The organism is Sorangium sp. KYC3313, assembly GCF_052075895.1.
Classification (GTDB): Bacteria; Myxococcota_A; Polyangia; order Polyangiales; family Polyangiaceae; genus Sorangium; species Sorangium cellulosum_B.
This window is the reverse complement of record NZ_CP197255.1, coordinates 269,703-291,735: the sequence shown is the minus strand read 5'-3', so window position 1 is coordinate 291,735 and position 22,033 is coordinate 269,703. Positions and strand designations below refer to the sequence as shown.

Genomic DNA, 22,033 nt, shown 5'->3' with positions numbered 1-22,033 from the left:
GAGCGGGCACTCGCATTGGAGCAAGCCTGGCCGTGATGTCAACGCTGCGCGCGCCGCGCGGCGCGCGCGGGCGATTCAAGGGGGCGGCCCTTCGCCTCCGGCGAGCGGGGACCGCCGCGCGACGCGACGAGAAGCCCGTGAGCGTGGTTCGCTTCGAGGAGATGTCGGGAGCGGGGACCGACGCCGGTGGCGGGCAGGGTCTCGTGCCGGCCCCACCACCCGCTGGACGGGCTCCTCGGCAGTGCCGGGGATACCAGGATTGCAGGTGCTGATTTCAGGAACGAAAGGAGTACGCAGGTCCCCTAGGGAAAGACTCGCGGAAATCGGGGGTGCAACCCTTGGCCTGCATCCTGCTAAACAGGTAGGGCAGAGCGCCCGTGACGGTTTCCCCCCCCACCGTCGAATGGGCGCTCTTTTTTTGTGCTTTGGTGGTGGGGTGGCGTGAAGGGGCGGGGGTTCCGGTGACGCTGGTCGTGATCCTCACGGTGCGCTGCGAGGCGCTCGACGCGTTCCGCGCGTACGAGAGGAAGGCCGCGGCCGTGATGGCGCGGTACGGCGGCGCGATCGAGCGGACGGTGGTGACCGCGCCCGACGGCGCTGGGCTCACCCTGAAGGAGATCCACCTCGTCACGTTTCCGGATGAACAAGCCTTCTCGGCATATCGCGGCGACGCCGAGCTCGGGGAGGTGGCGCACCTGCGGGGCGCGTCGGTCGTTCATACCGAGATCCTGCGCGGGGAAGAGGGACCGGACTACCACGTCGCCCCTGTCTGACCGGCGCCGCGGTGTGGCGCTGCATCACGTCGCGAGGACGCTGCCGCTCTCCGCTTGCGCGGGCGGTTCGGCGATGCACGCGGTGGCGATGCGCCGGCGCCCGACCCGTGCCACGCGGCCGCCTGTCCGGCCGGGAGCACGGCCGCGGCGGCCTCCCGCTCCGCCGGTCCGTGTAGACTCGTCCGATGCACCGACGTGGCTTTGGGGCGACCTGCGCCGCCCTTGTGCTCGCGACGCTCCACTCCATCGGCTGCGGTCCCTCGCCAGCTCAGCTGTCGTCTGGGGCCGCCGCCCCGGTCGAGCTCGTCCTTCCGCCCTCGCGCCCTGGCGCGCCCGAGCCCACGCTCGCGGCGGATGAGCCGGAGTCCCGGAGGGACGAGACACAGCGCCTGCCCTTCGTGGGCACGTGGGTCAGCGAGGACGACGGCTCGCTCATCGAGCTGAGCGCGACGAGCTTCCACCACCGCTTTCCGTACATGGGCGCTTCGCGTGACCTCTACGCGCGCGTCACCTCGTACAACACCGAGCGTGGCCACATCGCGCTCGAGTACACCCGCATCCTGCAGGATGGAGTCGAGGAGTCCATCGAGGAGCCCGTCGTGTACATGCGCTACGAGATCCGCGACGGCGACCTGTACAAGCACATCGACGCCGACGATTTCCCCACCACCGTGGACGACGAGCGGTTCGTGCGGACCCCCGGCCGGCGGTGAGCGCCCGTCGGACCCCGGCGCCCACGGCCCGCTGCGTGACATGTCACGGCCTGCTGCGTGACATGTCACGGCCTTGCGGCTGCTCGCGCGGGCAGCGCTCCGGCTTCTAGGTCGACGGGGTCGATCCGGTCGACGAGGACGTCGCCGAGGTGGAGCAGGCGTACAGCGAGGCTACGTGCGCTACTGTCGCTCCAGTGACGACCTACCTCGGTGGCTACAACTGTGACTCGCCGACTGGGGCCGTCGATGCCAGCGAGTCAGCGTCCATAGGTCGTTGATGCCGCTCAGCCCGTCGCGCGGGACCAGCAGGGTGTGCGTCAGCACCGTGCTCGCGTCTAGCCATGCCCCGAACGCCGCGACGTCGCCCAGGTTTCGCCGTTCCGCTCCCCCGAACGCCGAAACCTGGGCGGGTTTGGCCGTCCTGCGCCGCCGATAGCCGTCCCCCGGCTCCGGTTTCGCGGTGTCCCGCCGCCCGACACGGCTCCCCCGAGGCGATTGCCTCATCCCTCGCCGCCGAGCCGCGCCACCCGCCGGAGAGTCCCCGTCGGCGCGTCGGGATTTTGCCGAGGCGCTTGCGGCGCATGCCGCCGCCGCGCGACGATTCCGCGATCCGTCATCCGACCAACCCTCTCGCGAAGGAGCACTCGCATGAGCAAGACCAACATCGCAGAGAACCGAAGCTACGGCGCAGCCATTCTCGAACGGCTTGGCGACGTGACCGTCCCTGCCGCCGTCAAACCGCACGCCGCCGCCTTCAAGCAGGCGCACGCCGGGTACGAGGCGGCCGCGGCGCGCGCCGACGCCGCGCGCGAGCGGCGCGACGCTGCGCTCGACGCCGTAGGGGACGCCGACGACGCGTTCGACGAGAGCGTGAGCACCCTCGCGGACAAGACGGTCGGCGCCGGGCTGGGCAAACGCCAGAACCCGTTCGCCGGCTACTCGAAGCACTCCCCCAGCCAGCTCACGTCGCTGCCCTACGCCGACGAGCCCAGGGCGGGCCGCGAGCTCGTCGCCGCGCTCCTCAAGCGGAAACCGCCGAGCGACGTGGCGAGGGCGGCCGCGAAGCTCTTGAAGGACGCCGCGGCGCTCGAGGCCGCGCTCGCCAAGCTCACCAAGCCGCAGGCCGCCTTCGCGAAGGCGCTCGCGGAGCGGGACGCCCTCCTGCCCGAGTGGTCCAAGGCGCTCCGGAAGCTGAGGAAGCACGCCGCGGCCGCCTGGGACGAGGACGAAGGCACCTACAAGGCCGTGTTCGCGCCGCTCGGAGCCGTCCAGGCGCCGAAGAAGCGGCGCTCCAGGGCGAAGCCGGCCGAGGCGCCCGCGGCAGCGCCGGCCTGAGGCCCCCGGCTCACCTGTCGCCGCTCTCGTCCCGCTTCGGCGCGTCGTCGTCCAGGAGCGGCGCCACCTCGGCCCACAGCGCATCCAGATCGAGCTCCAGCCCGTCCAGCCCCGGTACGCGCACCTTCCCTTCCGAGGCGGGCAAGCGCTGCACGTAGTACCCGTCGGGGCCGAGCTCGTACAGCTCGAAGAGCTGCGCGTCCGGATCCACGAGCCAGTACCAGCGCACCCCGAAGCGGGCGTACTCGAGGGTCTTCTCCATCCGGTCGCGCCGCACGTCGCGCGGCCGTTGCGAGAGCACCTCGACCACCACGGTCGGGGGGATCCGGGAGAGCGCATCGCGGCCGCGGAGAGGCGCGCCCGGGGCGTACATGCACACGTCGGCCTTTCGCCCGCGCCGCGCCGACATGCCGAGCTTGTACTCCGAGCCGAACACCCAGCCGCCCCGCGGTCGGGCCCATCCGCGCAGCACCTCGATCAGCCAGCTGACCACCGCTTCGTGCAGCGTCGTCGGCGCCTCTTCCTCCACGAGACGACCGTCCAGGAGCTCACCCGGCTGGTCCTCCTCCAGGTCGGCCCACTGCTCCAGCGTCATCAGCTCAGGTCGGAGGATCTCCGCTGTCGCTGTCGAACCCATGGCACCCATCGTACCACCGCACGGGCTTCCTGCGACGCGCCACCCACGGGCCTCCCTCCGCGTCCGGCGGCGCCCCTCACACCCGGAGCACCACGCCTCTCGCCCTCTCGCCCGTCGCCTCCGCGATCGCCTGCACGTAGAGGCGCACCTGCGCCTCCTGCGCCGCGTGCGCCGTGCCCGCGTCGGAGCCGGTCTTGAAGTCGACCACGGTCCAGACGCCCACGTCGCCGACGCTCTCGCGGAACGAGAGGTCGACGATGCCCTCGGCGATCGTCCCGTCCTCGAGCCGCAGGAGCAGCGGCGTCTCCCGCTCGCACGCCCCGCACGCGGCGCTCACCGCCGCGCGCCGGAGCAGCGGGTGATCGAGCGCCGCGACCGCCGCCGCGACCGCCGCGTCGACCTCCTCGGCGGGTGCCCCGAGCATCCGCGCCTGCGCCGCCGCCACCGTCCTCACCTCGTCCTCGCCCGCACGGAGATCCACCTCGGCCAGCACCGCGTGCACCAGCGTCCCGAACCGCTTGCCGTAGGGCCGGCCCTCGCGCGCGATCTCCGTCTGCTCGAACGAGATCACCGGCAGCGCGTCCGCCCTCTCCCCGCGCGCCGCCCCGCCGCCGCTCCGCTGCGCGGCAGCCGCCCCCGCTCCGGCCGCCGCCGCTACCGCTTCCGCCGCCTCGTGGCTGATCTCCGTCGCCGTCTTCACGCGGACCGCCGCCATCGAGCCGTCCACGATCGCCCGCCGCCGCGCCTCCTGCCATGCCTCGTGCCCGCGCTGCCCGAGCTCTCCTGCCAGCACGGCGCTCGCGGTCGCCCCGCTGCTCCCGAGGACCCCGGCGCCCGCTGGTCCGGCGCTCACCGCCGCCACGCCCGCCCCGGCGCCGCTCGCGTCCGCCTGCAGGATCCGCTGCTGCCGCAGCCCCGCCTCCGGCTCGCGATCCAGGTCGAGCGCGCCAGGATCCCACCACACGACGCGGTGCGAGCCCGCCATCGGCGCGTGCTCCCCCGGCGCGACCGCGTCCCGCTCGTCGGCCTCGCACCGCGCCGGGCGCTCCAGCACCGTGTCGGTCCCGAACGGAGGGCAGCCGAGATCGTCGCAGCGCCGAGGGCTCCGCCGCTCGCGCGGCGCCGGGTAGAGTACGGGGTGCAGCACGTCGAGCCAGCCGTCGCTCGTGCCGTCGCCCGGGCGCGCGTCGCCCACCGCGGGCACCACCAGGAGCTCGCGCGCGCGCGTCGCCGCCACGTACGCGAGCCGCACCGCCTCCTCGCGATCGCGGCGCAGCACCTCGTCGCGGCGCTCGACGAGCTCCGCGGGCACGCAGCCGGCGATCGGCTCCGCCCACAGGCCGAGCTCCGGATCCACGTGCCGCGACGGGAGCTGGTGCACCGCCGGCGACGCCGGATCCGCCAGGATCACCACCGGGAACTCGAGCCCCTTGGCCCGGTGCACCGTCATGATCCGCACGCCCTCCGTCCCCTCCTCGACGACCGGCGCTTCCGCGACCTCACCCCGCTCGGCGTCGAGCTCGAGCCGCTCCACGAACGCGCGGAACGACGTCGCGCCGGCCGCCTCGAAGCGCCGCCCGAGATCCATCACCCGCAGCACGTTCGCGAGCGCTTGCTCCCCCGTCGGCCAGATCGCGATGCCCGCGTGCGCGCGCGTCTCGTCGAGGAGCCCGCCGAGGGTGTCCGCGATCGGCCGCCGGTTGCGCTCGCGGTGCAGCCTGCCGAGCACCGCGAGCGCCTCCGCGACCTCCCGGAGCGGCCGCGCCCCGCCCTCCACCGCGAGATCGAGCGCGCCGTCGTCCGGCGGTTGAAACAGCGGGTGCAAGCGCCGGAACCGGTCGCGGTAGAGCAGGAGCACGTCGTCCGTCAGCGCGAAGAGGGGCCCGCGCAGCGTCGCGTAGACGCTGAGCTCGTCGTCCGGCCACTCGATCGCGAGCAGCGCGCTCCGCACCGCCATCACCTCCTCGCGATCGTGGAACGACCGTCCGCCCACGAGCACGTGCGGGATCCGGCGCGCCTCGAGCGCCCGCACGTAGGCGCGGGTCGCGTCCTCCCCGAAGGTCTGGAACCGCTTGAACAGAAGACAGATGTGCCGCGCCTCGAGCGGCACCCGCTGGCCAGGGCGCTCGCGCTCCGTCACCGTCCAGCGCCGCGCGCCGTCACCGTCCAGCGCCGCGCCGGCGCCCGCGCCGCCGTGGATGAGGTGGTGGACGAAGGCGCCGACGGCGTCCGGGATCGACTGCCGCACACGGAAATCGGAGATCTTGCCGAAGTCGCCGTAAGGCCGCGGCACCGGGAGCGCGATGACCGCCGGCTGCTCCGGCGGATCGTCCCGGAACCGCTCGAGCGCGACGTACCGCGCCTGGGTCGCCGCGCGCTCGCCCTCCGCGGCGCCTCCCTGCATCAGCGGCGCGAACGCCGCGTTGACGGCCTCCTGGATCGACGGGGCGCTGCGGAAGCTCGTCGACAGGTACAGGACGCTCGCGCCGCACGCGACGAGTCGGGCCTTGGTCGCCTCGTAGAGCGCGACCTCGGCGCGGCGGAAGCGGTAGATCGACTGCTTCGGATCGCCGACCACGAACAGCTTGCCAGGCACCGGGCGCGCGCGCGTCCAGTCGGCCTCGGAGACGTCGTCGGCCGCGAGCAGGAGCAGGATCTCCGCCTGGAGCGGGTCGGTGTCCTGGAACTCGTCGACGAAGAGGTGCGAGAAGCGGAGGTTGAGCTCCTCGCGCACGCCGCGGCTCGAGCGGAGGAGATCCCGGGCGCAGAGCAGCAGGTCGAGGAAGTCGAGCTTGCCGGCGCGGGCCTTGAGCGCGTCGTACGCCTCGATGGGCGGCCGGAGCTCCCGCGAGAGGCAGGCGGCGAGGTCGGCGCTCGCGGCCGTGAGCACGGCGTCGAGCTCGGCCTTCACGCGGTCGCGCTGCGCGAGCACCTCGGCGCGCGTGAGATCCCCGCCGAACGCCTTGCCTGAGCCCTTCCAGCGCCATTCCTTCCAGCGCGCGACGTCGCCGAGCTCGGCCTCCAGGCCGTCGTGGTCGCGCCCGCCCGTGACCTCCTCGCGGCGGCGGAGCTCCGCGAGGTAGCGGTCGAGGTTCCGGAGGCTCTGCGCGAGGTAGTCGCCCTCCCGGTCGGCCTCGGCGCCCAGGTCGGCGAGCGCGGCGAGGCGGTCCAGGAGCTCGTCGATCGCGCGCTCGCGGTCGAACGGATCGCGCCGCCAGGGGCGCGTGAAGTCGCGGTGCTCGGCGAGCCTGAACGCCGCGCTCCGGAGCAGGTCGCGCGGGCCCTGCGCGCCGTCGCGCGGGCGCCGGCGCAGGATCCGGCGCACGCCCTCGGGCGGGTCGTTCAGGGTGCGCTGGAACCAGGCGTCGAAGGCCTGGTCGAAGAGCGCCTCGGCCTGATCCGCGGCCGCGACCTGGAACAGCGGGTCGACGCGCGCCTCGACCGGCCACTCGCGCAGGAGGTCGGCGCAGAAGGAGTGGATGGTCCCGATGCGCGCCGCCTCCAGGTGCGCGAGCGCCTCGTCGAGCCGCGCGCGCTCCGCCGGGCCTGCGCCCGGGTCGCTGCGCGCCCGCTCGATCTCGGCCCGGAGGCGCAGCTTCATCTCGCCGGCCGCCTTCTCCGTGAAGGTCACCGCGACGATGCGATCGAGCGTCCCGCCGCCCTCCTCGGGCGCCCTCCGCAGCACGGCGACGATCCGCGACACGAGCGCGGTGGTCTTGCCGGTGCCCGCGGCGGCCTCGACGACGAGCGTCGTCCGCAGATCGTCGCGGATGCGGCGGCGGGCGGGCTCATCCGCGAGCTCCCGCGCGCCGCGCGGCCGGGGCGCGTCGGCGGTCACGCGCGCCTCCGCGCGGGATCGAGGCGCTGCCCGGGGGCGCGCGGCAGGAGCGCGCCGGCCAGGCTCGGGGAGGGGAGGAGGACGTGCCGCACTGGGTCGCGTAGGGAGGCTGTCGAGGGGGAGTAAGGTGGCTCAGATCGGCGTCGAAGGAAACGCTGCCGTGCCCGGCGGAAGGACGGTCCGTTTTCCGGACGGGCTCATGTAGCCGCTGAGCGTGGATGTTCTTGTGCTAGCAGCAGAGAGAGCTGATCCATGCGCCTCGAGTCGATGAGCCCTGGAGCGCGGTGGGCGTACGCGCTCAAACCCGCGAGCTGGCCCAAGGTGCTCGTCCCGGCCGCCTACGGGCACGCGGTGGGCGCGGCCGTCGCCGGCCGGCTGTCCGCAGGGGCCCTCGCCTTCGGCGCGCTGTGGATGATGGCCGACGTCGCCTTCGTCGTGCTCCTGAACGACTGGGGCGATCGCGAGGTGGACGCCCTCAAGCGAAGCATGTTCCCGGACGGCTGCTCGCCGAAGACCATCCCGGACGGCATCCTCCCCGCCAAGGCGCTCCTGCTCGCCGGGCTCGGGGCCGGTGTCTCCGCGTTGCTCATGGCCTGGGGGGCCGGCGCCGCGCTCGATCGCCCGCTGCTGCTGCCCCTGGCCGCGCTCGGCCAGCTCGTCTTCGTCGCGTACACGCTGCCGCCGCTCAGGCTCAACTACCGCGGCGGCGGCGAGCTCCTCGAGATGGTCGGCGTCGGCGGCGTGCTCCCCGCGCTGCACGCGTATGCCCAGTGCGGCGCGCTGGCGCCGGCGTGGCTCGTCGCGCTCCTGCCGGGGTTGCTCGTGCTCGCGCTGGCGAGCGCGCTGGCCAGCGGGCTGTCCGACGAGCAGAGCGACCGCGCCGGCGGCAAGCGCACCGTGGCCACGCTGCTCGGCAATGCGGCCACGCGCCGGGTCACCGAGGCCCTCGCCGGCCTCGGCCCGCTCCTCTGGCTCGCGGCGTCCCTCCTCGCCGAGGACGCGCCGCCGCTCTGGTCGGTCGCGCCGGCGGCGGCCGTGGCGCTCTTCTTCAGGGCGCGGCTCCTCGAGAAGAGCCCCGAGGCGGTGACGAGCGCCTTCGCCGCGCAGGCGGCCTACAAGCGCGAGCTCCACCGCGCGATCCAGTGGGGCATCGTCGCCCTGTCGGCGGCCCTGCTCGCCGCCGGGCTCCGCGCCGGGGGAGGGCCGACATGACGGGCGTCGCGGTCATCCCCCCGGAGGAGCGCGACGCGCTCGCGCGCCTCACGCCCCTCTTGGGCGCGCGGGCCTCGGTCGCGCCGGACCGGCCGTGCGCGCCCACCCCCGTCGCCCTGATCGAGCAGATCGTGAACGGCAGCGAGGACGCCGAGCGGGCGCGCGCCTTTGCCCGCGGGCTCGGCGAGGTGATCTGCGCGGTCGCCGACAACTTCCCCGACAACATCTTCTGGGATCTCGACTACCTGGCCTGCTGCCTGTGGCAGGCCGGGAGCGCGCCCGCGATCGGCGACTTCGCCCGCCGCGTGGTGTCGCTCTGCCTGGGCTTCGGCAACAAGTCGAAGCTGCGGTTCCGCTACGCGCACGACTTCCTCTACGGCTACGACTGGGCTCGCTGGGTGATGCGCAAGCCGGAGGAGCGCGCGGGCGTCGGGCCCTTCGACGTCTCGTTCTTCGATTACCTCGACGGCCGGCAGCGGGCGCTCGTCGAGCTCGTGGCCAGCAACGACCGCAAGTACTCGCAGCTGAACGGCCGGGAGTACCGCAACCCCTTCTCGTTCATCCGCGAGCCGCACGAGGAGTCGCAGCTCCACTGCCTGCTCGCCCAGGTCGACCTGATCCCGCTCAAGGCCTGGCGCCTCGACGGCGAGCGCCGCTGGGACCTCCCCTTCACCGATCTGCGCGCCAAGCTGGCCGATCGCCTCGGCCTGTCGCGGGGCGACGGGCGATGAGCGCCCGGCCGGGCGCGCTTCGAGCGTGGCTCGATGCGTCGCGGCTGGCCTCGCAGCCGAGCATCGCGCTCCCGCTGCTGCTCGGGCAGCTCGTCGGCGCGCGTGCGGCCGGCCGGCCGCTCGACGTGGGGACGCTCGCGGCGGTCCAGCTGTTCGGCCTGCTGAACCAGCTCTTCATCGTCTACGCGAACGACGTCGCCGACCAGGAGACCGATCGCCGCAACCGGACCGCCACGCCCTTCTCGGGCGGCTCGCGCGTGCTGGTCGAGGGGCGCCTCTCGCCCCGCGCGCTCGGCGCCGCGGCCGTCGTGTGCGTCGCGGCGCTCGTGGCCGTCTCGACGGCGCTCGCCGCGGCGCTGGCGACGGCCGCGGCGCCGCTCCTCGTGCTCCTGGCGATCGCGGCGCTCCTCCTCCTCTGGGCCTACAGCTACCCGCCGCTTCGCCTGTCGTACCGCGGCGGCGGGGAGCTGCTCCAGATGGTCGGCGTCGGCGCGGTCCTGCCGCTCTACGGCTACATTGCCCAGGGGGGCGACCCGGCGCGCTTCCCCTTTGCGCTGCTCGCGTTCCTGCTGCCGAGCCACCTCGGCTGCGCGATCGCCACCGCGCTCCCGGACGAGCCCTCGGATCGCGAGAGCGGCAAGCGGACGCTGCCCGTGCGCGTGGGCGGAGAGCGGGCGGCTCGGTGTGTGGTCCTCCTGAACGGGCTCTCGCTCGTGCTCGCGCCGGTCGGCCTGGGCGCGGTGGGCCTGCGCTCTGGGGCGGGCCTGCTCGCGCCGGCGGCGGCGGCGCTCGTCGTGCTGCTGGCCCGCCCGGCGCCGCCGGGCTCGCGCCTGCTGCTGGTCCGGGTCGCGGCGGCGGGCGCGGCGACGCTGTCGCTGGTCGGATCGACCCTCATCGCCCTCGCCGCGCGCTGAGGAGCGAGGCGCGATGTCGCACGAGTTCCTGCTGCTCTCGTCGCTCTTCCTCCTGCCGGGGGCCGTCATCTGGCTGGCGCGCCCGGATCTGCGCCCCGTGATGAAGCGGATGGCGCTCGCCTCGCTGCCGTTCGCGGCGACCGAGCGGCTGTTCTACCCGAGGTACTGGGCCCCGAAGTTCCTGTTCGACCTGGCCGATCGGATCGGGTTCGGCATCGAGGACGTGCTGTTCGTCGTCGGGCTCAGCGGATTTTCCTCGACCGTCTATGCCGTGGTGTTCCGCCGCGCGCCGGTGCCCTGCGCGGCGCAGGGGGCGCCGCGCGCGCGACCGTGGTTGCGGGCGGCGGCGGTGATCGCGCTCGCGCTCGCGGCGGCCGGGGCGCTGGTCGCGGCGGGGGTGCCCGTGCTCTACGCCGCGGTGGCGGTGATGATGGCGGTCGCCGCGGCGCTCATCGCGGCGCGCCGCGATCTGCTCGTGCCGGGCCTGCTCGGAGCGCTCCTGTCGGCGGCCCTCTACCTCGGCCTGTGCCTCGTCTTCGCGGCGCTCGTGCCCGGCGTGTTCGAGCGCACCTGGCGGCCCAGCGCGCTGCTGCCGGGGAGGGCGCTGCTCGGCGTGCCGCTCGACGAGCTCCTCTACGGGCTCGGCGCGGGCTTCGTGGCCACGGTGTTCCCGGCGTGGGCCTTCGCGTTCAGCTACGGACACGCCGGAAGCGCCGTGGATTGAAATGAGGCGATCGAACCGCCTGAGCGTCAACGGCCGTCGCTCAGTTCGCGGCTACAACCACCTCGGAGCCGCTGTACGTGACCACTTGATCTGGAGCCGCGGTGACGTCGACGCCGGCGCCATGGGCGGCGCCTACCCGCACGATCCTGAACGTCCTGCTGGCCGGCATTCCGGCGTAGCTTCCCTTCCTCGCCCCGATGGTCAACTCCTTGGTGGACTCGTTCCATGTGAATGGAATCAGCGAGTACTGGCCGTCCTCATAGTCGTAGCTGTCCCCCTCGTCCTCGTAGAGAGTGAAGGACCCGTCTTGGCCTGTATAGATCCGGACCTCCAGCGGGTCGATGCTCTGCGTCGCATACTGGATGCTGGGGCCCATGGGGACGATCGAGCCCGCCTTGACGAAGAGCGGTATTTCGCTCAGCGGCGCGGGCACCGACGCCGTACGCCCGCCGTCTGTCGCCGAGCCTGTCCAGAAATCGTACCAGGTTCCCGCGGGAAGATAGACGGAGCGGCTGGTAGCGCCCGCGGCGGTCACGGGGTTGACCAGCAACGCAGGGCCGAACAGGAACTGATCCTTGATGTTGAATACATTCGCATCATCGGGATAGTCGAATACCAAGTGCCGCATCATGGTGTAGCCGTCGCTGGTCACCTTCCATGCCAATGAGTAGATGTAAGGCATCAGCCGATAGCGCAGATTGTCGATCTTGAGGAGGTTGGCCTTGGTGGCGGCGCTCCAGCTGTTGCTGTACAATTCCCTCGATCCGCCTCCATGAATCCGGAAGATCGGGGAGAAGGCGCCATACTGAAACCAGCGGGTAAAGAGCTCATTGTTCGCGCTGGTGGTCCAGTTCACGTTGTGCCCCCAGTACCCGCCGATATCCGTGGTCCAATAGGGCATCCCCGCGAGCGAGAAATTGAGCCCGGCGGGGATCTGCTTGGCATAGGTCGCGAAATTGCTGTCGATGTCTCCCGACCAGCACGTCGTGGCGTATCGCTGCTGGCCGGCGAAGGCGCTGCGGGTGAGGACGTAGACTCGCTTCTGCTTCGGGCCGACGCCACGCCAATGCTCGTACACTCCCGCGGCGTGTCCCAGGGGATAAGCGTTCAGGTACAGCGCCCCCTTGCCGAGCGCTGTGTCGGCCGCCCGCACGTTCACGGGGTCCGGGTAGGCCTGCGGTTCGGTGTTATCCGCCCAGATGCCGTCCCAGCCGTGCGGCCCCAGCAGGCGATCGTGGATCTGCTGGTACACCAGCGCTCTGGCGGCGGGGTTGAATGTGTCATAGAAATGGTGTGTGCCGCCGCTGGGGTACAGGGCCCCGATCTTGTCGAGCGCGTTGTAGTTGTCCAGCTCTCCCGCCTTCCGCTCGGTGTTCACGCGTTGATACACCGGCCAGATCGATATCATCGTGTGAACGTTGGCCTTGTGCATCTCGGCGATGAGAGACGCTGGATCTGGATAGCGGCCTTCATCCATGAAGTGGGAGCCCCACGCGTACGGGGTCCAGTAATCCCAGTCTTGAACGATGCAGTCGACCGGAATGTCGTTGTTGCGGTAGCCGTCCTTGATCCGCAGCAGCTCGGCCTGGCTGCCGTACTTGTCCTTCGACTGGAAGAGCCCGTAGGCCCACTTCGGGAACAACGGGGCCGCGCCGGTCGCGGTGCGGTATCGGGCGACGACCTGGTCGATGCTCGGACCATAGAAGAAGTAGTAGTCCACCATCTCGCCGGCTTCGGACGAATAGCTGTACTTGCTGTTGTTCGACTTGGTCCCGTCGAAGTTCGAGGAGGAGTAGTTGTCCCAGAAGATCCCGTAGCCCTTGTTGGACACCAATACCGGGACGTTGATCTCCGTGTTGACGTTGACGATTCGCCGGGTCGTTCCTTTGCGATTCATCACGTTGTCCTGGTGCTGGCCAAGACCGAACAGGGCCTCGTCGGCGGGGGAGTTGAAGACGGTCTCGACGCGGTGCGTGCTGACCCCCTCGACGGTCGCGGGGGTCAAGGTCTTGCTGTCTTCCGACAGGACGACGGCGTCGTTCAAGTCGGCATATGTGACCAGCCCGTTGGTCGTGTCGACGCTGACCTTCAGTCGCGACGTGGTGATCGTCACGGCCTCCGGGCTCTCCGCGACGCAGAAGCTCGGCTTGTCCCACTTGTTGTTGACAGATAGAGATTCTTTGTCGGGGATGGAAGGGCCCGTGGTGTACCGGACCCTGATGATGCTCTCGTCGCAGATCTCCAGCCTCAGCAGGCCGGTCTCCAGGTTGAAGGTGACGCCGGTGGCGTCGGCGGCATAAAGCCCGGTTTCTGGAGGCGCAGGCGGGCAAGCCAGCTGGTCGTCGTCGCCCCCCTGGCCTCCGGAGCCGCCGCCTCCGCCGGCCCCGGCCGCGGCGGTCGTACCGCCTCCCCCCTCCCCGGTGGTCGTGCCAGCCGCGCTGGTCGACGTGCCGCCGGCGCCCGTACCGGGGTTGTCGGACCCGCTCGAGCATGCGCCGCCGAGCGGCAAGAGGCCGGCCAGAACCGCGTAGAGATACCGGTTAATCAAGTTTCGCATGGCTCCTCGCAAGCAACGGAGTTCATGATGGTTCTTATGAATTCAATAGTTTATGCCAGCTGTAAGAGTGCGGGCTGTCTCCGTGCGATCGGGGCACGGGCTGTTTCCGCCTACGCTTCGCGCCGCTGAACGGCGTAAGAGCACCTGGAAATAGGCCGCTGAACCCGCTCTCTCGGGAGAGGCGGGCGCGCGGCAGGACACGGACTGATCGAGCTGCCGATGTCGGACGAGCTCCGGGAGCGACTTGAACCGCTATCACCGAAGACGGTGCCGGAGCCGCAGGGCGGCCGGCCGTGTACGCCTGATCAGATCGCCCTGAGGGGGATCCCGTTCGTGCTCAACGCGAGGTCCCTCGGGAGTACTTACCGCAGGAGCTCGGCTGCAGCGGCACGGCCTGCCCATCTCCGGCGGGCAGCCCCCAGGCTTTCACGACATGCGTCGAATCATCGATGGTGGCCGTGTTCTCTGGTGGATCGCCCTTGTAAAACGCCAATCACCCTCGATCGGCAGCTGCGTTCGCGAAGGCCGAGCGAAGAGAATCGGTTCAAAAATCGACCAAAAGCGAACAGACGACGAAGAACGCAGTGCCCGTGACGATCCGAGCAAGCCGAGACGAAAGGATGGCCCTCGACTGCAATGTGAACGCTCACATGGCCGGAGTCAATTCCAATCAACGGGCCCGCGGGCATCCTCGAGCCCGAGGGAGGACGAGGCTGGCGGGGCTCCTCCGGAGCGTCGCGTCAAGAGGGTGACGGCTGACCACGGTCACCGCCGGACCGCCAGACCAGCGCGAAGCGTCGGAGGCTGCCCGATGAGCCGTCAGGAGGCGCGCGCAAAGAGCGTCAGGGGGATGTGGCGGTACCAGCCGATGAGACTGCGAACCTCATCGTGGTCGAAGCGGACCTCGTCCATCGCCCTCTCAAAGCGCTCTTCAATCGACCAGCGGCGTTCAACGGAACGGATCACGTCGAACAGCGAGGTGGTTGCCTTGACCTGGACGGCGTAGTCGGCGATGTCGGTCGGACCATCATGCTCGACGACGGAGGCGCGGAGGTCATCGCGCACGGCGTCGGCATCCCAGCGCGCACGACGGACCGCGTGCTGCGGCGCGTGCGGGGTCGGATCGCCTGCGAACGCCGGTGGCGTGCGGCGGCGCTGGGCCGGGGCGGTGCTGTGCTGGAACGCGGATACGCCGGGAGCGCCAGGGGATCGTGCTTCCCCTGGCGCTCCCGGCGCTTTCGTCATTCGATGGGCGTGGCGGCGCTGGAGGGCGCGGGAGGCGCGGTTGCGCTGTCGAGACCTCCCGCGGTCGGGGGGATCACCCGCGCTCGCCGCGTCACGGCAGCATCAGCACGCACTCCTGCCGGCAGACCGGGGCGGAGCCGCCGACGCTCGTCTCCTCGCAGATGGTCCGGATGATCGCGCCGGGGGGGCAGGTGGCTCCCTCCACGCACTCGAGCCAGCATTCACCGGTGTACGAGTCGGCGCCGCCCATGCCGGTACCCGTGCTGCTGCTGCTGCTTCCGGAGCAGACCTTCTGCTCGATCATGCCCGGCGGGCAGTAAGGCTCGACGGGCACGCAGTCGGTCCAGCAATCGCCGGGATACGGCATGCCGCCCACGCCGGTGCCGGTGCTGCCCGAGCTGCCGACAGAGACGGAGCTGCCGCCGCCGCAGACGGTCTGCGGGATGGTGTTCGGCGGGCAGTAGGGCTCGGTGGGCACGCACTCGGTCCAGCAGCCGCCGCCGGGGAAGGGCATGCCGCCCATACCGGTGCCGCTGCTGCTGCTCGTTTCGGGCATGCCGCCCTCGCAGATGGTCTGCTGGGTGGTGCCCGGCGGGCAGTAGGGCTCGACGGGCACGCACTCGGTCCAGCAGTACTCCTGGCCGGGGTACGGGCTGCTGCCGCCCATGCCGGTACCGGTGCTGCCCGAGCTGCCGACCGAGACGGCGCTGCCGCCGCAAATGGTCTGCGGGATGCTGTTCGGCGGGCAGTAGGGCTCGGTGGGCACGCACTCGGTCCAGCAGCCGCCGTCGGGGGGGCGCGGCGCGGCGAAGCCGGGATCGCTGCCGCCGATCTCACCGCCCGCGGTGCCCCCGCCGGCGCCGCCGGCGCCGCCGGCGCCGCCGGTGCCCGCCCAGCCGCCCGAGCCGCCGACGCCGACACTGGTGCTGCTGGTGACGGAGGTGCCGCCGTCGCAGTAGGTCTGCGGGGTGGTGCCGGGCGGGCAGTAGGGCTCGGTGGGCACGCACTCGGTCCAGCAGCCGCCGCCGGGGTACGGCGGGCTCGCGCCCCCATCGGCGCCGCCGGTGCCCGCCCAGCCACCCGAGCCGCCGGCGCCGCCGGTGGTGCTGCTGGTGACGGTGGTGCCTTCGTCGCAGAAGGTCTGCGGGGCGGTGCCGGGCGGGCAGTAGGGCTCGATGGGCACACACTCGGTCCAGCACGGCTCGGGAGGCATCGGCATGCCGCCAGCGCCCCAGCCGCCGGAGCCGACAGCGCTGGCGCTGCCCCAGCCGCCGGAGCCGCCACACACGGTCTGCTCGATCGTGCCCGGCGGGCAGTACGGCTGCGGCGGGATGCACTCGGTCCAGCACTCGGCCGGATCGACGGGCATGGCGGTGCCGCCGGCGAAGCCACCCTGACCCGAAGAGGTGGTGCCGCCGCGGCAGATGGTCTGCTCGCTCCAGTCAGGAGGACAGATGCTGTCCGGCACACACTGCTCCTCGCACATCTCGCCGATCTCGCACGGTGAACAGACCGTCTCCCAGTGAAAGCCAGGCCCGCAGTCGGGCTCTGGCGGCGGTGATGGCTCATCCACGCGCCCACAGCCCTGCCCCTTGGCGCCGGTGAGCACAACGAGCGCGGAGAGCGCAATCAGACCCTGGAGAGAGGAGCGAGCGGCTGACGAACGTGAGATAAGAGAGGGGAAGATCGCGAAACGCATGGGGGGTACTCCATCCTGCGTGCCTGTGCGCGACACGCGATCAAGGAACGATGGCTCTGCGCCGCGGCATGCGAGCGCTGCTGCGCGCGGCGTCTCAGCGCCGACTCGCAGAGCTCGCGTGGAGATAAAGCACTGGACGTGCCAGGCGCGTCCGCCTGCTCGGTGGCGTCGCCGGCCGCACGGAGCGACGCGTATCGGCCGGCTTTTCGCGGCCGCGCGGCGCCCGCTGCGCGCATTTGCTCAGCGCGACGGGGCCATAGTGTGACGGCGAGCGCTGCCTACGTGTCACGTTGAGCCAACCGGCGCCACGGAGGGGGGCGGCTGGGACGACCCGACCCAGGTTGAGGTTCGGCTGTGGGATGACCCGACCCAGGTTGTGGATGACCCGACCCAGGTTGAGGTTCGCGGGGATGACCCGACCCAGGTTGAGGTTCGCGGGGATGACCCGACCCAGGTTGAGGTTCGCGGGGGCGGAGGCGACCCGGGTCGGGATAGCGACCCAGGTTGAGGTGCTCGACCCTGGAAAACCCGACCCAGGTTGAGGTTTGGATGACCCGACCCTGGAAAACCCGACCCAGGTTGAGGTGCTTGCTCGCGCGCCCCAGGTTGGGGCAGCGCCCCGATCGAGCGCGGAGCTATTGCGCGGAGGCGGCCTGCACGTAGGGCAGCCGCGCCGCCACCTGCCGGACCTCCGCGGCCCCCTCGAGCAGCTGGGCGATCGGATCCCAGGTGCCCCGGATCAGCGACTCGCGCGCGCCCGGCTTGATCGTGAAGGGCACCGTGAGATCGCTCCCCGCCCGGATGACCTGCCCCTGCAGGTCGACCGTGACGGGGGTCTTCGGGTCGGCGTTCACGCGCGCCACGAGCGCGGCGCGGTCCTCGCGGCTCACCGAGACGCAGGGGATGCCGAGCGTCGTCGAGTTGCCGAAGAAGATCTCGGCGAAGCTCTCGGCGATGACGGCCTTGAAGCCCGCCTTCGCGATCGACTGCGGCGCGTGCTCGCGCGACGACCCGCAGCCGAAGTTGCGATCGGCGATCAGCACCGTGGCCCCCGCGAAGCGCGGGTCGTTCAGCGGGTGCTCCCGCTTCTCGCCGCGCTCGTCGAAGCGCACGTCCCGGAAGAGGTGCTCGCCGATGCCGTCGAAGGTGACGCACTTCAGGAAGCGCGCCGGGATGATGCGGTCCGTGTCGATGTCGTCTCCCGGAACGTGAACGGCGCGACCGGTGACGGATTGAATCAAATCGAGTGCCATTGGGATCTCCCTCGGGTGCGAGCGTCGTCAGATGCCGAACACGTCACGAGCGTCGGCGATCTCGCCGCGGACGGCGGCCGCCGCGACCATCACCGGGCTCATGAGCACGGTGCGCCCGGTGGGGCTCCCCTGCCTGCCCTTGAAGTTGCGGTTGGACGAGGAGGCGCACAGCTCATCCCCGATGAGCTTGTCGGGGTTCATCGCCAGACACATCGAGCAGCCCGGCTCGCGCCACTCGAAGCCCGCCTCGCGGAAGACCCGGTCCAGCCCCTCGGCCTCGGCCGCGCGCGCCACCTCCATCGACCCCGGGACGGCCAGCGCGCGCACGTGCGGCGCGACCCTGTGCCCCTGGATGCGCCGCGCGACCTCCCGGAAATCCGAGAGGCGGCCGTTCGTGCAGCTCCCGATGAACGCCACGTTGATCTTCGTCCCCTCGATCGGCTTGCCGCCCTCGAGCCGCATGTACTCGAGCGCCTCGCGGATCAGCGCCCGCTCGGACTCGTTCGCCACGTCCTCGGCCGCCGGGACCTTCTCCTTCACCGAGATCGCCTGCCCCGGCGTGATGCCCCAGGTGACCGTCGGCGCGATCTCGCTCGCGTCGATCCGGACGACGTCGTCGTAACGCGCGTCCTCGTCCGACGCGATCGAGCGCCAGTACTCGAGCGCCTTCTCCCACGCCTCACCCTTCGGCGCGTACGGACGCCCCTTCATGTACTCGAACGTCGCCTGGTCAGGGTTCACATAGCCGACCCGGGCGCCGCCCTCGATCGACATGTTGCACAGGGTCATCCGCTCCTCCATCGAGAACCCCTCGATGGTCGACCCGCCGTACTCGTACGCGTAGCCCGTGCCGCCGGACACGCCGAGCCGGCGGATGATCTCGAGGATGATGTCCTTCGCGTAGACGCCCGGCCCGAGCTTGCCCTCCACCTGGATCCGCCGGACCTTGAGCCGCTGGAGGCTCAGCGTCTGCGTGGCGAGCACGTCGCGCACCTGCGTCGTCCCGATCCCGAACGCGATCGCGCCGAACGCGCCGTGCGTCGACGTGTGCGAGTCGCCGCACGCGATCGTCATGCCCGGCTGCGTGAGGCCGAGCTCGGGGCCGATGATGTGCACGATGCCCTGCCGCCCCGACTCGAGATCGAAGAACGTGACGCCCTGCTCGGTGCACGCCTTCTTGAGCGCGTCGACCATCCCCTCCGCCAGCGTGTCCTTGAACGGCCGCTTGCGGTTGTCGGTCGGGACGATGTGATCGAGCGTCGCGAACGTCCGCTCGGGCATGCTCACCTGCAGGCCGAGATCGCGCAGCATCCCGAACGCCTGGGGGCTCGTCACCTCGTGGATCAGGTGAAGGCCGATGAAGAGCTGGTCCTCGCCGCTCGGCAACGTGCGGACTTTGTGGAGGTCCCAAACCTTGTCATAGAGACTCTTACCCATGATGGCCTCTCGCGGTGCGCTGGAATCGGGTGAAGGGGGTGAAGGGGACGGCGTGCGAAGCGAAGCGGACCGGCCCGACGCCGGCGCCAGGGCGCGCCAGCGGCCTCCCTCGAAGGCGGCCGGCCGCCGCCGGTCTGGCGGTTCAACGTCGGGCGGGCGGCATGACTATGCGGGCGCGAGAGAATTAAGTCGAATGAAACTTTTTTCACGATCGATTAAGTAAAGCTACATGGACGCGTCGCTGCTCCCAGCGCTCGAGGACGTGTTGATGGTGGCCCGTTCGGGCTCGGTCGCCGAGGCGGCGCGGCGGCTGCACAAGACGCCGTCGGCGATCAGCCAGCAGGTGCGCCGGGTGGAGGAGCGCTTCGGGGTGGCGCTGTTCGAGCGCGACGGCCGCGGCGTGCGGCTGAGCCCGGCCGGCGAGGCGGCCCTCGGCGCGATCACGCGGCTGTTCGACCAGGCGGAGGGGGTGTTCGAGCTGCTCTCGGAGCTGGCGGGGGAGCCGTCGACGACCCTGCGCGTGGCGGCGAGCGACTACCTCGGCAAGGGGCTGCTCGTGCCGGTGATCCGCCAGATGCTCGAGAAGCGCGCGCCGGTGCGGTTCGCGATCACGACGGCGAACTCGGTCGACGCCGCGCGGGGGGTGGAGCGCGGCGAGGTGGATCTGGGCCTCGCGTCGGCGTCCTCGGCGGGCGGCGACCTCGTGAAGCAGCCGCTGTTCGTGCAGCCGTTCCTCTGGGTGGGGCCGCGGCTCAAGGGCACGGCGCCGGCGCTGCGCGAGCGGCTCCGGCACGAGCCGCTGCTCCGGCTGGCGCCCGGCAGCGTGGGGCGGCGGATGCTCGACGCGTACCTGGATCGCGAGCGGATCCGGCCCATCTCGACGATCGACGTGTCGAGCGTGTCGCTCCTCGTCTCGTACGTCTCCGGCGGGCTCGGCATCGGCCTCGCGCCGGCGCTTGCGCTGACCGAGGTGGCGCGCTCGCGGCTCGACGTCGAGGTCGCGGAGGTCGATCCGCTGCCCGTCGAGCTGATGACGCGCGAGAATTTCCGGCGCAATCCGATCGTCGAGCGCTTCATCGAGCGGCTCGCCGCCGAGGGGCGCCGCGCGGAGCAGCGGACGCGCGCGCTGCTCGGCGGCTGACACCGCGCGAGGCGCGCCGCCGCCCGTCAGGTGGACGGGGGCGCGACACGAGGGCTTGCTTCGTCGACCGGAGCGCGCGCCCCGGGGCGCCCGGGGGACGGTCGGCGCGGGAGGCCTGCGCAGCTCAGGGCTCGCGCGTGTTGCCGCGCGTGTCCTTCAGCATCACGTCGTGGACGCCGCCCTCGTGGATGCTCACCGCGGACGCGACGGTCAGGCGCGCGCGCATGTACAGGTCGCGCAGCGAGGTGGCGCCGCAGTTGCACATCGTCGAGCGCACCTTGGCGAGGGTGACGTCGAGGTTGTCCTTCAGCTTGCCGGCGTACGGCACGTAGCTGTCGACGCCCTCCTCGAACTCGAGCTGATCCTTCTTCTTGCTGGTATCGCCGTGGTCGTAGCGCTGCCAGTTGCGCGCGCGGTTGCTCCCTTCGCCCCAGTACTCCTTCATGAACTGATTGTTCACGCGGACCTTGCGCCCGGGCGACTCGTCGAAGCGCGCGAAGTAGCGGCCCATCATGACGAAGTCGGCGCCCATCGCGAGGGCGATCGTGATGTGGTAGTCCTGGCTGATGCCGCCGTCGGAGCAGATCGGGACGTAGACGCCGGTCCGCTGGAAGTACTCGTCGCGCGCCTTGGCCACCTCGATCACGGCCGACGCCTGGCCGCGGCCGATCCCCTTCTGCTCGCGCGTGATGCAGATCGAGCCGCCGCCGATGCCGACCTTGACGAAGTCGGCGCCGGCCTCGACCAGGTAGAGGAAGCCCTCGCGATCGACGACGTTGCCGGCGCCGACATAGGCCGGCTTGCCGAGCGACTTCACGAAGGCGATGGTGTCGCCCTGCCACTCGGAGTAGCCGTCCGACGAGTCGATACAGAGCACGTCGGCGCCCGCCTCCACCAGCGCCGGCACGCGCTCTCTGTAGTCGCGCGAGTTGATGCCGGCGCCGACGATGAGGCGCTTCTCGTGATCCACGTTCTCGAGCGGGTGCGCCTGGTGCGACTCGTAGTCCTTGCGAAACACCAGGTACTGGAGGTGCTGTCGCTCGTCGATGACGGGCAGGGTGTTGAGCTTGTGACGCCAGATGAGCTCATTCGCCTCCTGCAGATCGAGGCCGACCTTGCCGCAGTGGATCGACTTGAACGGCGTCATGATCTCGCGCACCGGCGTGCTGAGCGGCGTCTTGCCGAGCCGGTAATCGCGGCTCGTGATGATGCCGACGAACCTGCCCGTGGGCGTGCCGTCCTCGGTGATCGCAATCGTGGAGTGGCCCGTGCGATCGGTGAGCGCGAGGACGTCGCCGAGCGTCGCGTCGGGGCGCAGGTTCGAGTCGCTCACGACGAACCCGGCCTTGTTGTTCTTCACGCGCCGCACCATGGCGGCTTCCTCCTCGATGCCCTGCGAGCCGTACACGAACGACAGGCCGCCGCAGCGCGCGAGCGCGATCGCGAGATCGGCGCCCGAGACCGACTGCATCATCGCGCTGGTGATCGGCACGCTGATCGTGAGCGGCGCGAGCCTCGGATCCGGCGGCGTCGCGCCCGGATCGGCCTTGAACCGGACGACAGGGGCCGTGAGATCGACGTTCGCGGGGACGCAGTCCTTCGTCGTCAGATTCGGGACGAGCAGGTACTCGCCAAACGTCCTGCTCGGCTCATCGTAGATGAATGCCATGTCGGCTCCTAGTGCAAGGAGCCCCGGCTGTCAAACGCGAGCGGCGCCGATCTGCCGTAAAGGTCGTGTAATATCGATGATTTGCGGGGCAACGGCGGGCTCTGAAGGGCGGCGCGTGGGGCGAGGCGACCGGGGGCCCGGCCGCCCGCCAGCGC

Annotated in this window: 16 protein-coding genes; 8 read left to right on the top strand and 8 right to left on the bottom strand. The window is 71.2% G+C overall.

Annotated elements, in window-relative coordinates:
• Positions 1 to 461 precede the first annotated feature (461 nt).
• The 3 genes from ACSRUE_RS01165 to ACSRUE_RS01155 all read left to right on the top strand — a co-directional run bounded on the left by ACSRUE_RS01165 (position 462) and on the right by ACSRUE_RS01155 (position 2,821).
• Positions 462 to 773 carry a hypothetical protein gene (locus ACSRUE_RS01165; RefSeq protein ID WP_012232709.1) on the top strand — a complete coding sequence of 104 codons (312 nt, stop codon included), beginning with the start codon at positions 462 to 464 and terminating at the stop codon, positions 771 to 773.
• A gap of 185 nt (positions 774 to 958) precedes the next feature.
• The gene (locus ACSRUE_RS01160) at positions 959 to 1,486 is read left to right on the top strand and encodes a hypothetical protein (RefSeq protein WP_441289412.1); all 528 of its coding nucleotides are present in this window, start codon (positions 959 to 961) and stop codon (positions 1,484 to 1,486) included.
• 648 nt (positions 1,487 to 2,134) lie between these two features.
• Positions 2,135 to 2,821: a hypothetical protein gene (locus ACSRUE_RS01155; protein ID WP_441289411.1), complete on the top strand. Its 687-nt coding sequence runs from the start codon at positions 2,135 to 2,137 to the stop codon at positions 2,819 to 2,821.
• Positions 2,822 to 2,831: 10 nt separating this feature from the next.
• Here ACSRUE_RS01155 and ACSRUE_RS01150 read toward each other — a convergent pair whose 3' ends face one another.
• Both ACSRUE_RS01150 and ACSRUE_RS01145 read right to left on the bottom strand, forming a co-directional pair.
• Positions 2,832 to 3,458, bottom strand: coding sequence for a Uma2 family endonuclease (locus ACSRUE_RS01150; protein WP_441289410.1), 627 nt, complete (start codon positions 3,456 to 3,458; stop codon positions 2,832 to 2,834).
• A gap of 76 nt (positions 3,459 to 3,534) precedes the next feature.
• Positions 3,535 to 7,296, bottom strand: a complete 3,762-nt coding sequence (locus tag ACSRUE_RS01145; protein WP_441289409.1) for a UvrD-helicase domain-containing protein — start codon at positions 7,294 to 7,296, stop codon at positions 3,535 to 3,537.
• A 252-nt stretch (positions 7,297 to 7,548) separates the two neighbouring features.
• Between ACSRUE_RS01145 and ACSRUE_RS01140 the strand changes: the two genes are divergently transcribed.
• The 4 genes from ACSRUE_RS01140 to ACSRUE_RS01125 are packed head-to-tail and all read left to right on the top strand — an operon-like array spanning position 7,549 to position 10,877.
• On the top strand, positions 7,549 to 8,508 hold the full coding sequence (locus ACSRUE_RS01140; RefSeq protein ID WP_441289408.1) for a prenyltransferase: 960 nt from the start codon (positions 7,549 to 7,551) through the stop codon (positions 8,506 to 8,508).
• On the top strand, positions 8,505 to 9,239 hold the full coding sequence (locus ACSRUE_RS01135) for a ferrochelatase (RefSeq protein ID WP_441289407.1): 735 nt from the start codon (positions 8,505 to 8,507) through the stop codon (positions 9,237 to 9,239). Before ACSRUE_RS01140 ends, ACSRUE_RS01135 begins: the two co-directional genes overlap by 4 nt.
• Positions 9,236 to 10,153 (top strand): prenyltransferase, encoded by a 918-nt coding sequence (locus tag ACSRUE_RS01130; RefSeq protein WP_441289406.1) that lies wholly within the window; start codon positions 9,236 to 9,238, stop codon positions 10,151 to 10,153. The genes ACSRUE_RS01135 and ACSRUE_RS01130 overlap by 4 nt, the downstream gene beginning before the upstream one ends.
• Positions 10,154 to 10,166: 13 nt before the next feature.
• The gene (locus ACSRUE_RS01125) at positions 10,167 to 10,877 is read left to right on the top strand and encodes a lycopene cyclase domain-containing protein (RefSeq protein ID WP_441289405.1); all 711 of its coding nucleotides are present in this window, start codon (positions 10,167 to 10,169) and stop codon (positions 10,875 to 10,877) included.
• Positions 10,878 to 10,917: 40 nt separating this feature from the next.
• Here the strand turns inward: ACSRUE_RS01125 and ACSRUE_RS01120 are convergent, their stop codons facing one another.
• The 5 genes from ACSRUE_RS01120 to leuC all read right to left on the bottom strand — a co-directional run bounded on the left by ACSRUE_RS01120 (position 10,918) and on the right by leuC (position 19,068).
• Positions 10,918 to 13,434 (bottom strand): glycoside hydrolase family 31 protein, encoded by a 2,517-nt coding sequence (locus ACSRUE_RS01120; RefSeq protein WP_441289404.1) that lies wholly within the window; start codon positions 13,432 to 13,434, stop codon positions 10,918 to 10,920.
• A gap of 819 nt (positions 13,435 to 14,253) precedes the next feature.
• Positions 14,254 to 14,499: a hypothetical protein gene (locus ACSRUE_RS01115; RefSeq protein WP_441293206.1), complete on the bottom strand. Its 246-nt coding sequence runs from the start codon at positions 14,497 to 14,499 to the stop codon at positions 14,254 to 14,256.
• Positions 14,500 to 14,770: 271 nt separating this feature from the next.
• Positions 14,771 to 16,147, bottom strand: a complete 1,377-nt coding sequence (locus tag ACSRUE_RS01110; RefSeq protein WP_441289403.1) for a hypothetical protein — start codon at positions 16,145 to 16,147, stop codon at positions 14,771 to 14,773.
• Positions 16,148 to 17,013: 866 nt separating this feature from the next.
• The gene (leuD, locus tag ACSRUE_RS01105) at positions 17,014 to 17,631 is read right to left on the bottom strand and encodes a 3-isopropylmalate dehydratase small subunit (RefSeq protein WP_437762246.1); all 618 of its coding nucleotides are present in this window, start codon (positions 17,629 to 17,631) and stop codon (positions 17,014 to 17,016) included.
• A 27-nt stretch (positions 17,632 to 17,658) separates the two neighbouring features.
• Entirely contained in the window at positions 17,659 to 19,068 is a 1,410-nt protein-coding gene (gene leuC / locus ACSRUE_RS01100) for a 3-isopropylmalate dehydratase large subunit (RefSeq protein ID WP_441289402.1), read from the bottom strand.
• 268 nt (positions 19,069 to 19,336) lie between these two features.
• Between leuC and ACSRUE_RS01095 the strand changes: the two genes are divergently transcribed.
• Entirely contained in the window at positions 19,337 to 20,209 is an 873-nt protein-coding gene (locus ACSRUE_RS01095) for a LysR family transcriptional regulator (RefSeq protein WP_441289401.1), read from the top strand.
• A 124-nt stretch (positions 20,210 to 20,333) separates the two neighbouring features.
• Here ACSRUE_RS01095 and ACSRUE_RS01090 read toward each other — a convergent pair whose 3' ends face one another.
• The gene (locus ACSRUE_RS01090; protein WP_437762243.1) at positions 20,334 to 21,878 is read right to left on the bottom strand and encodes an IMP dehydrogenase; all 1,545 of its coding nucleotides are present in this window, start codon (positions 21,876 to 21,878) and stop codon (positions 20,334 to 20,336) included.
• Between the last annotated feature and the right edge of the window lie 155 nt (positions 21,879 to 22,033).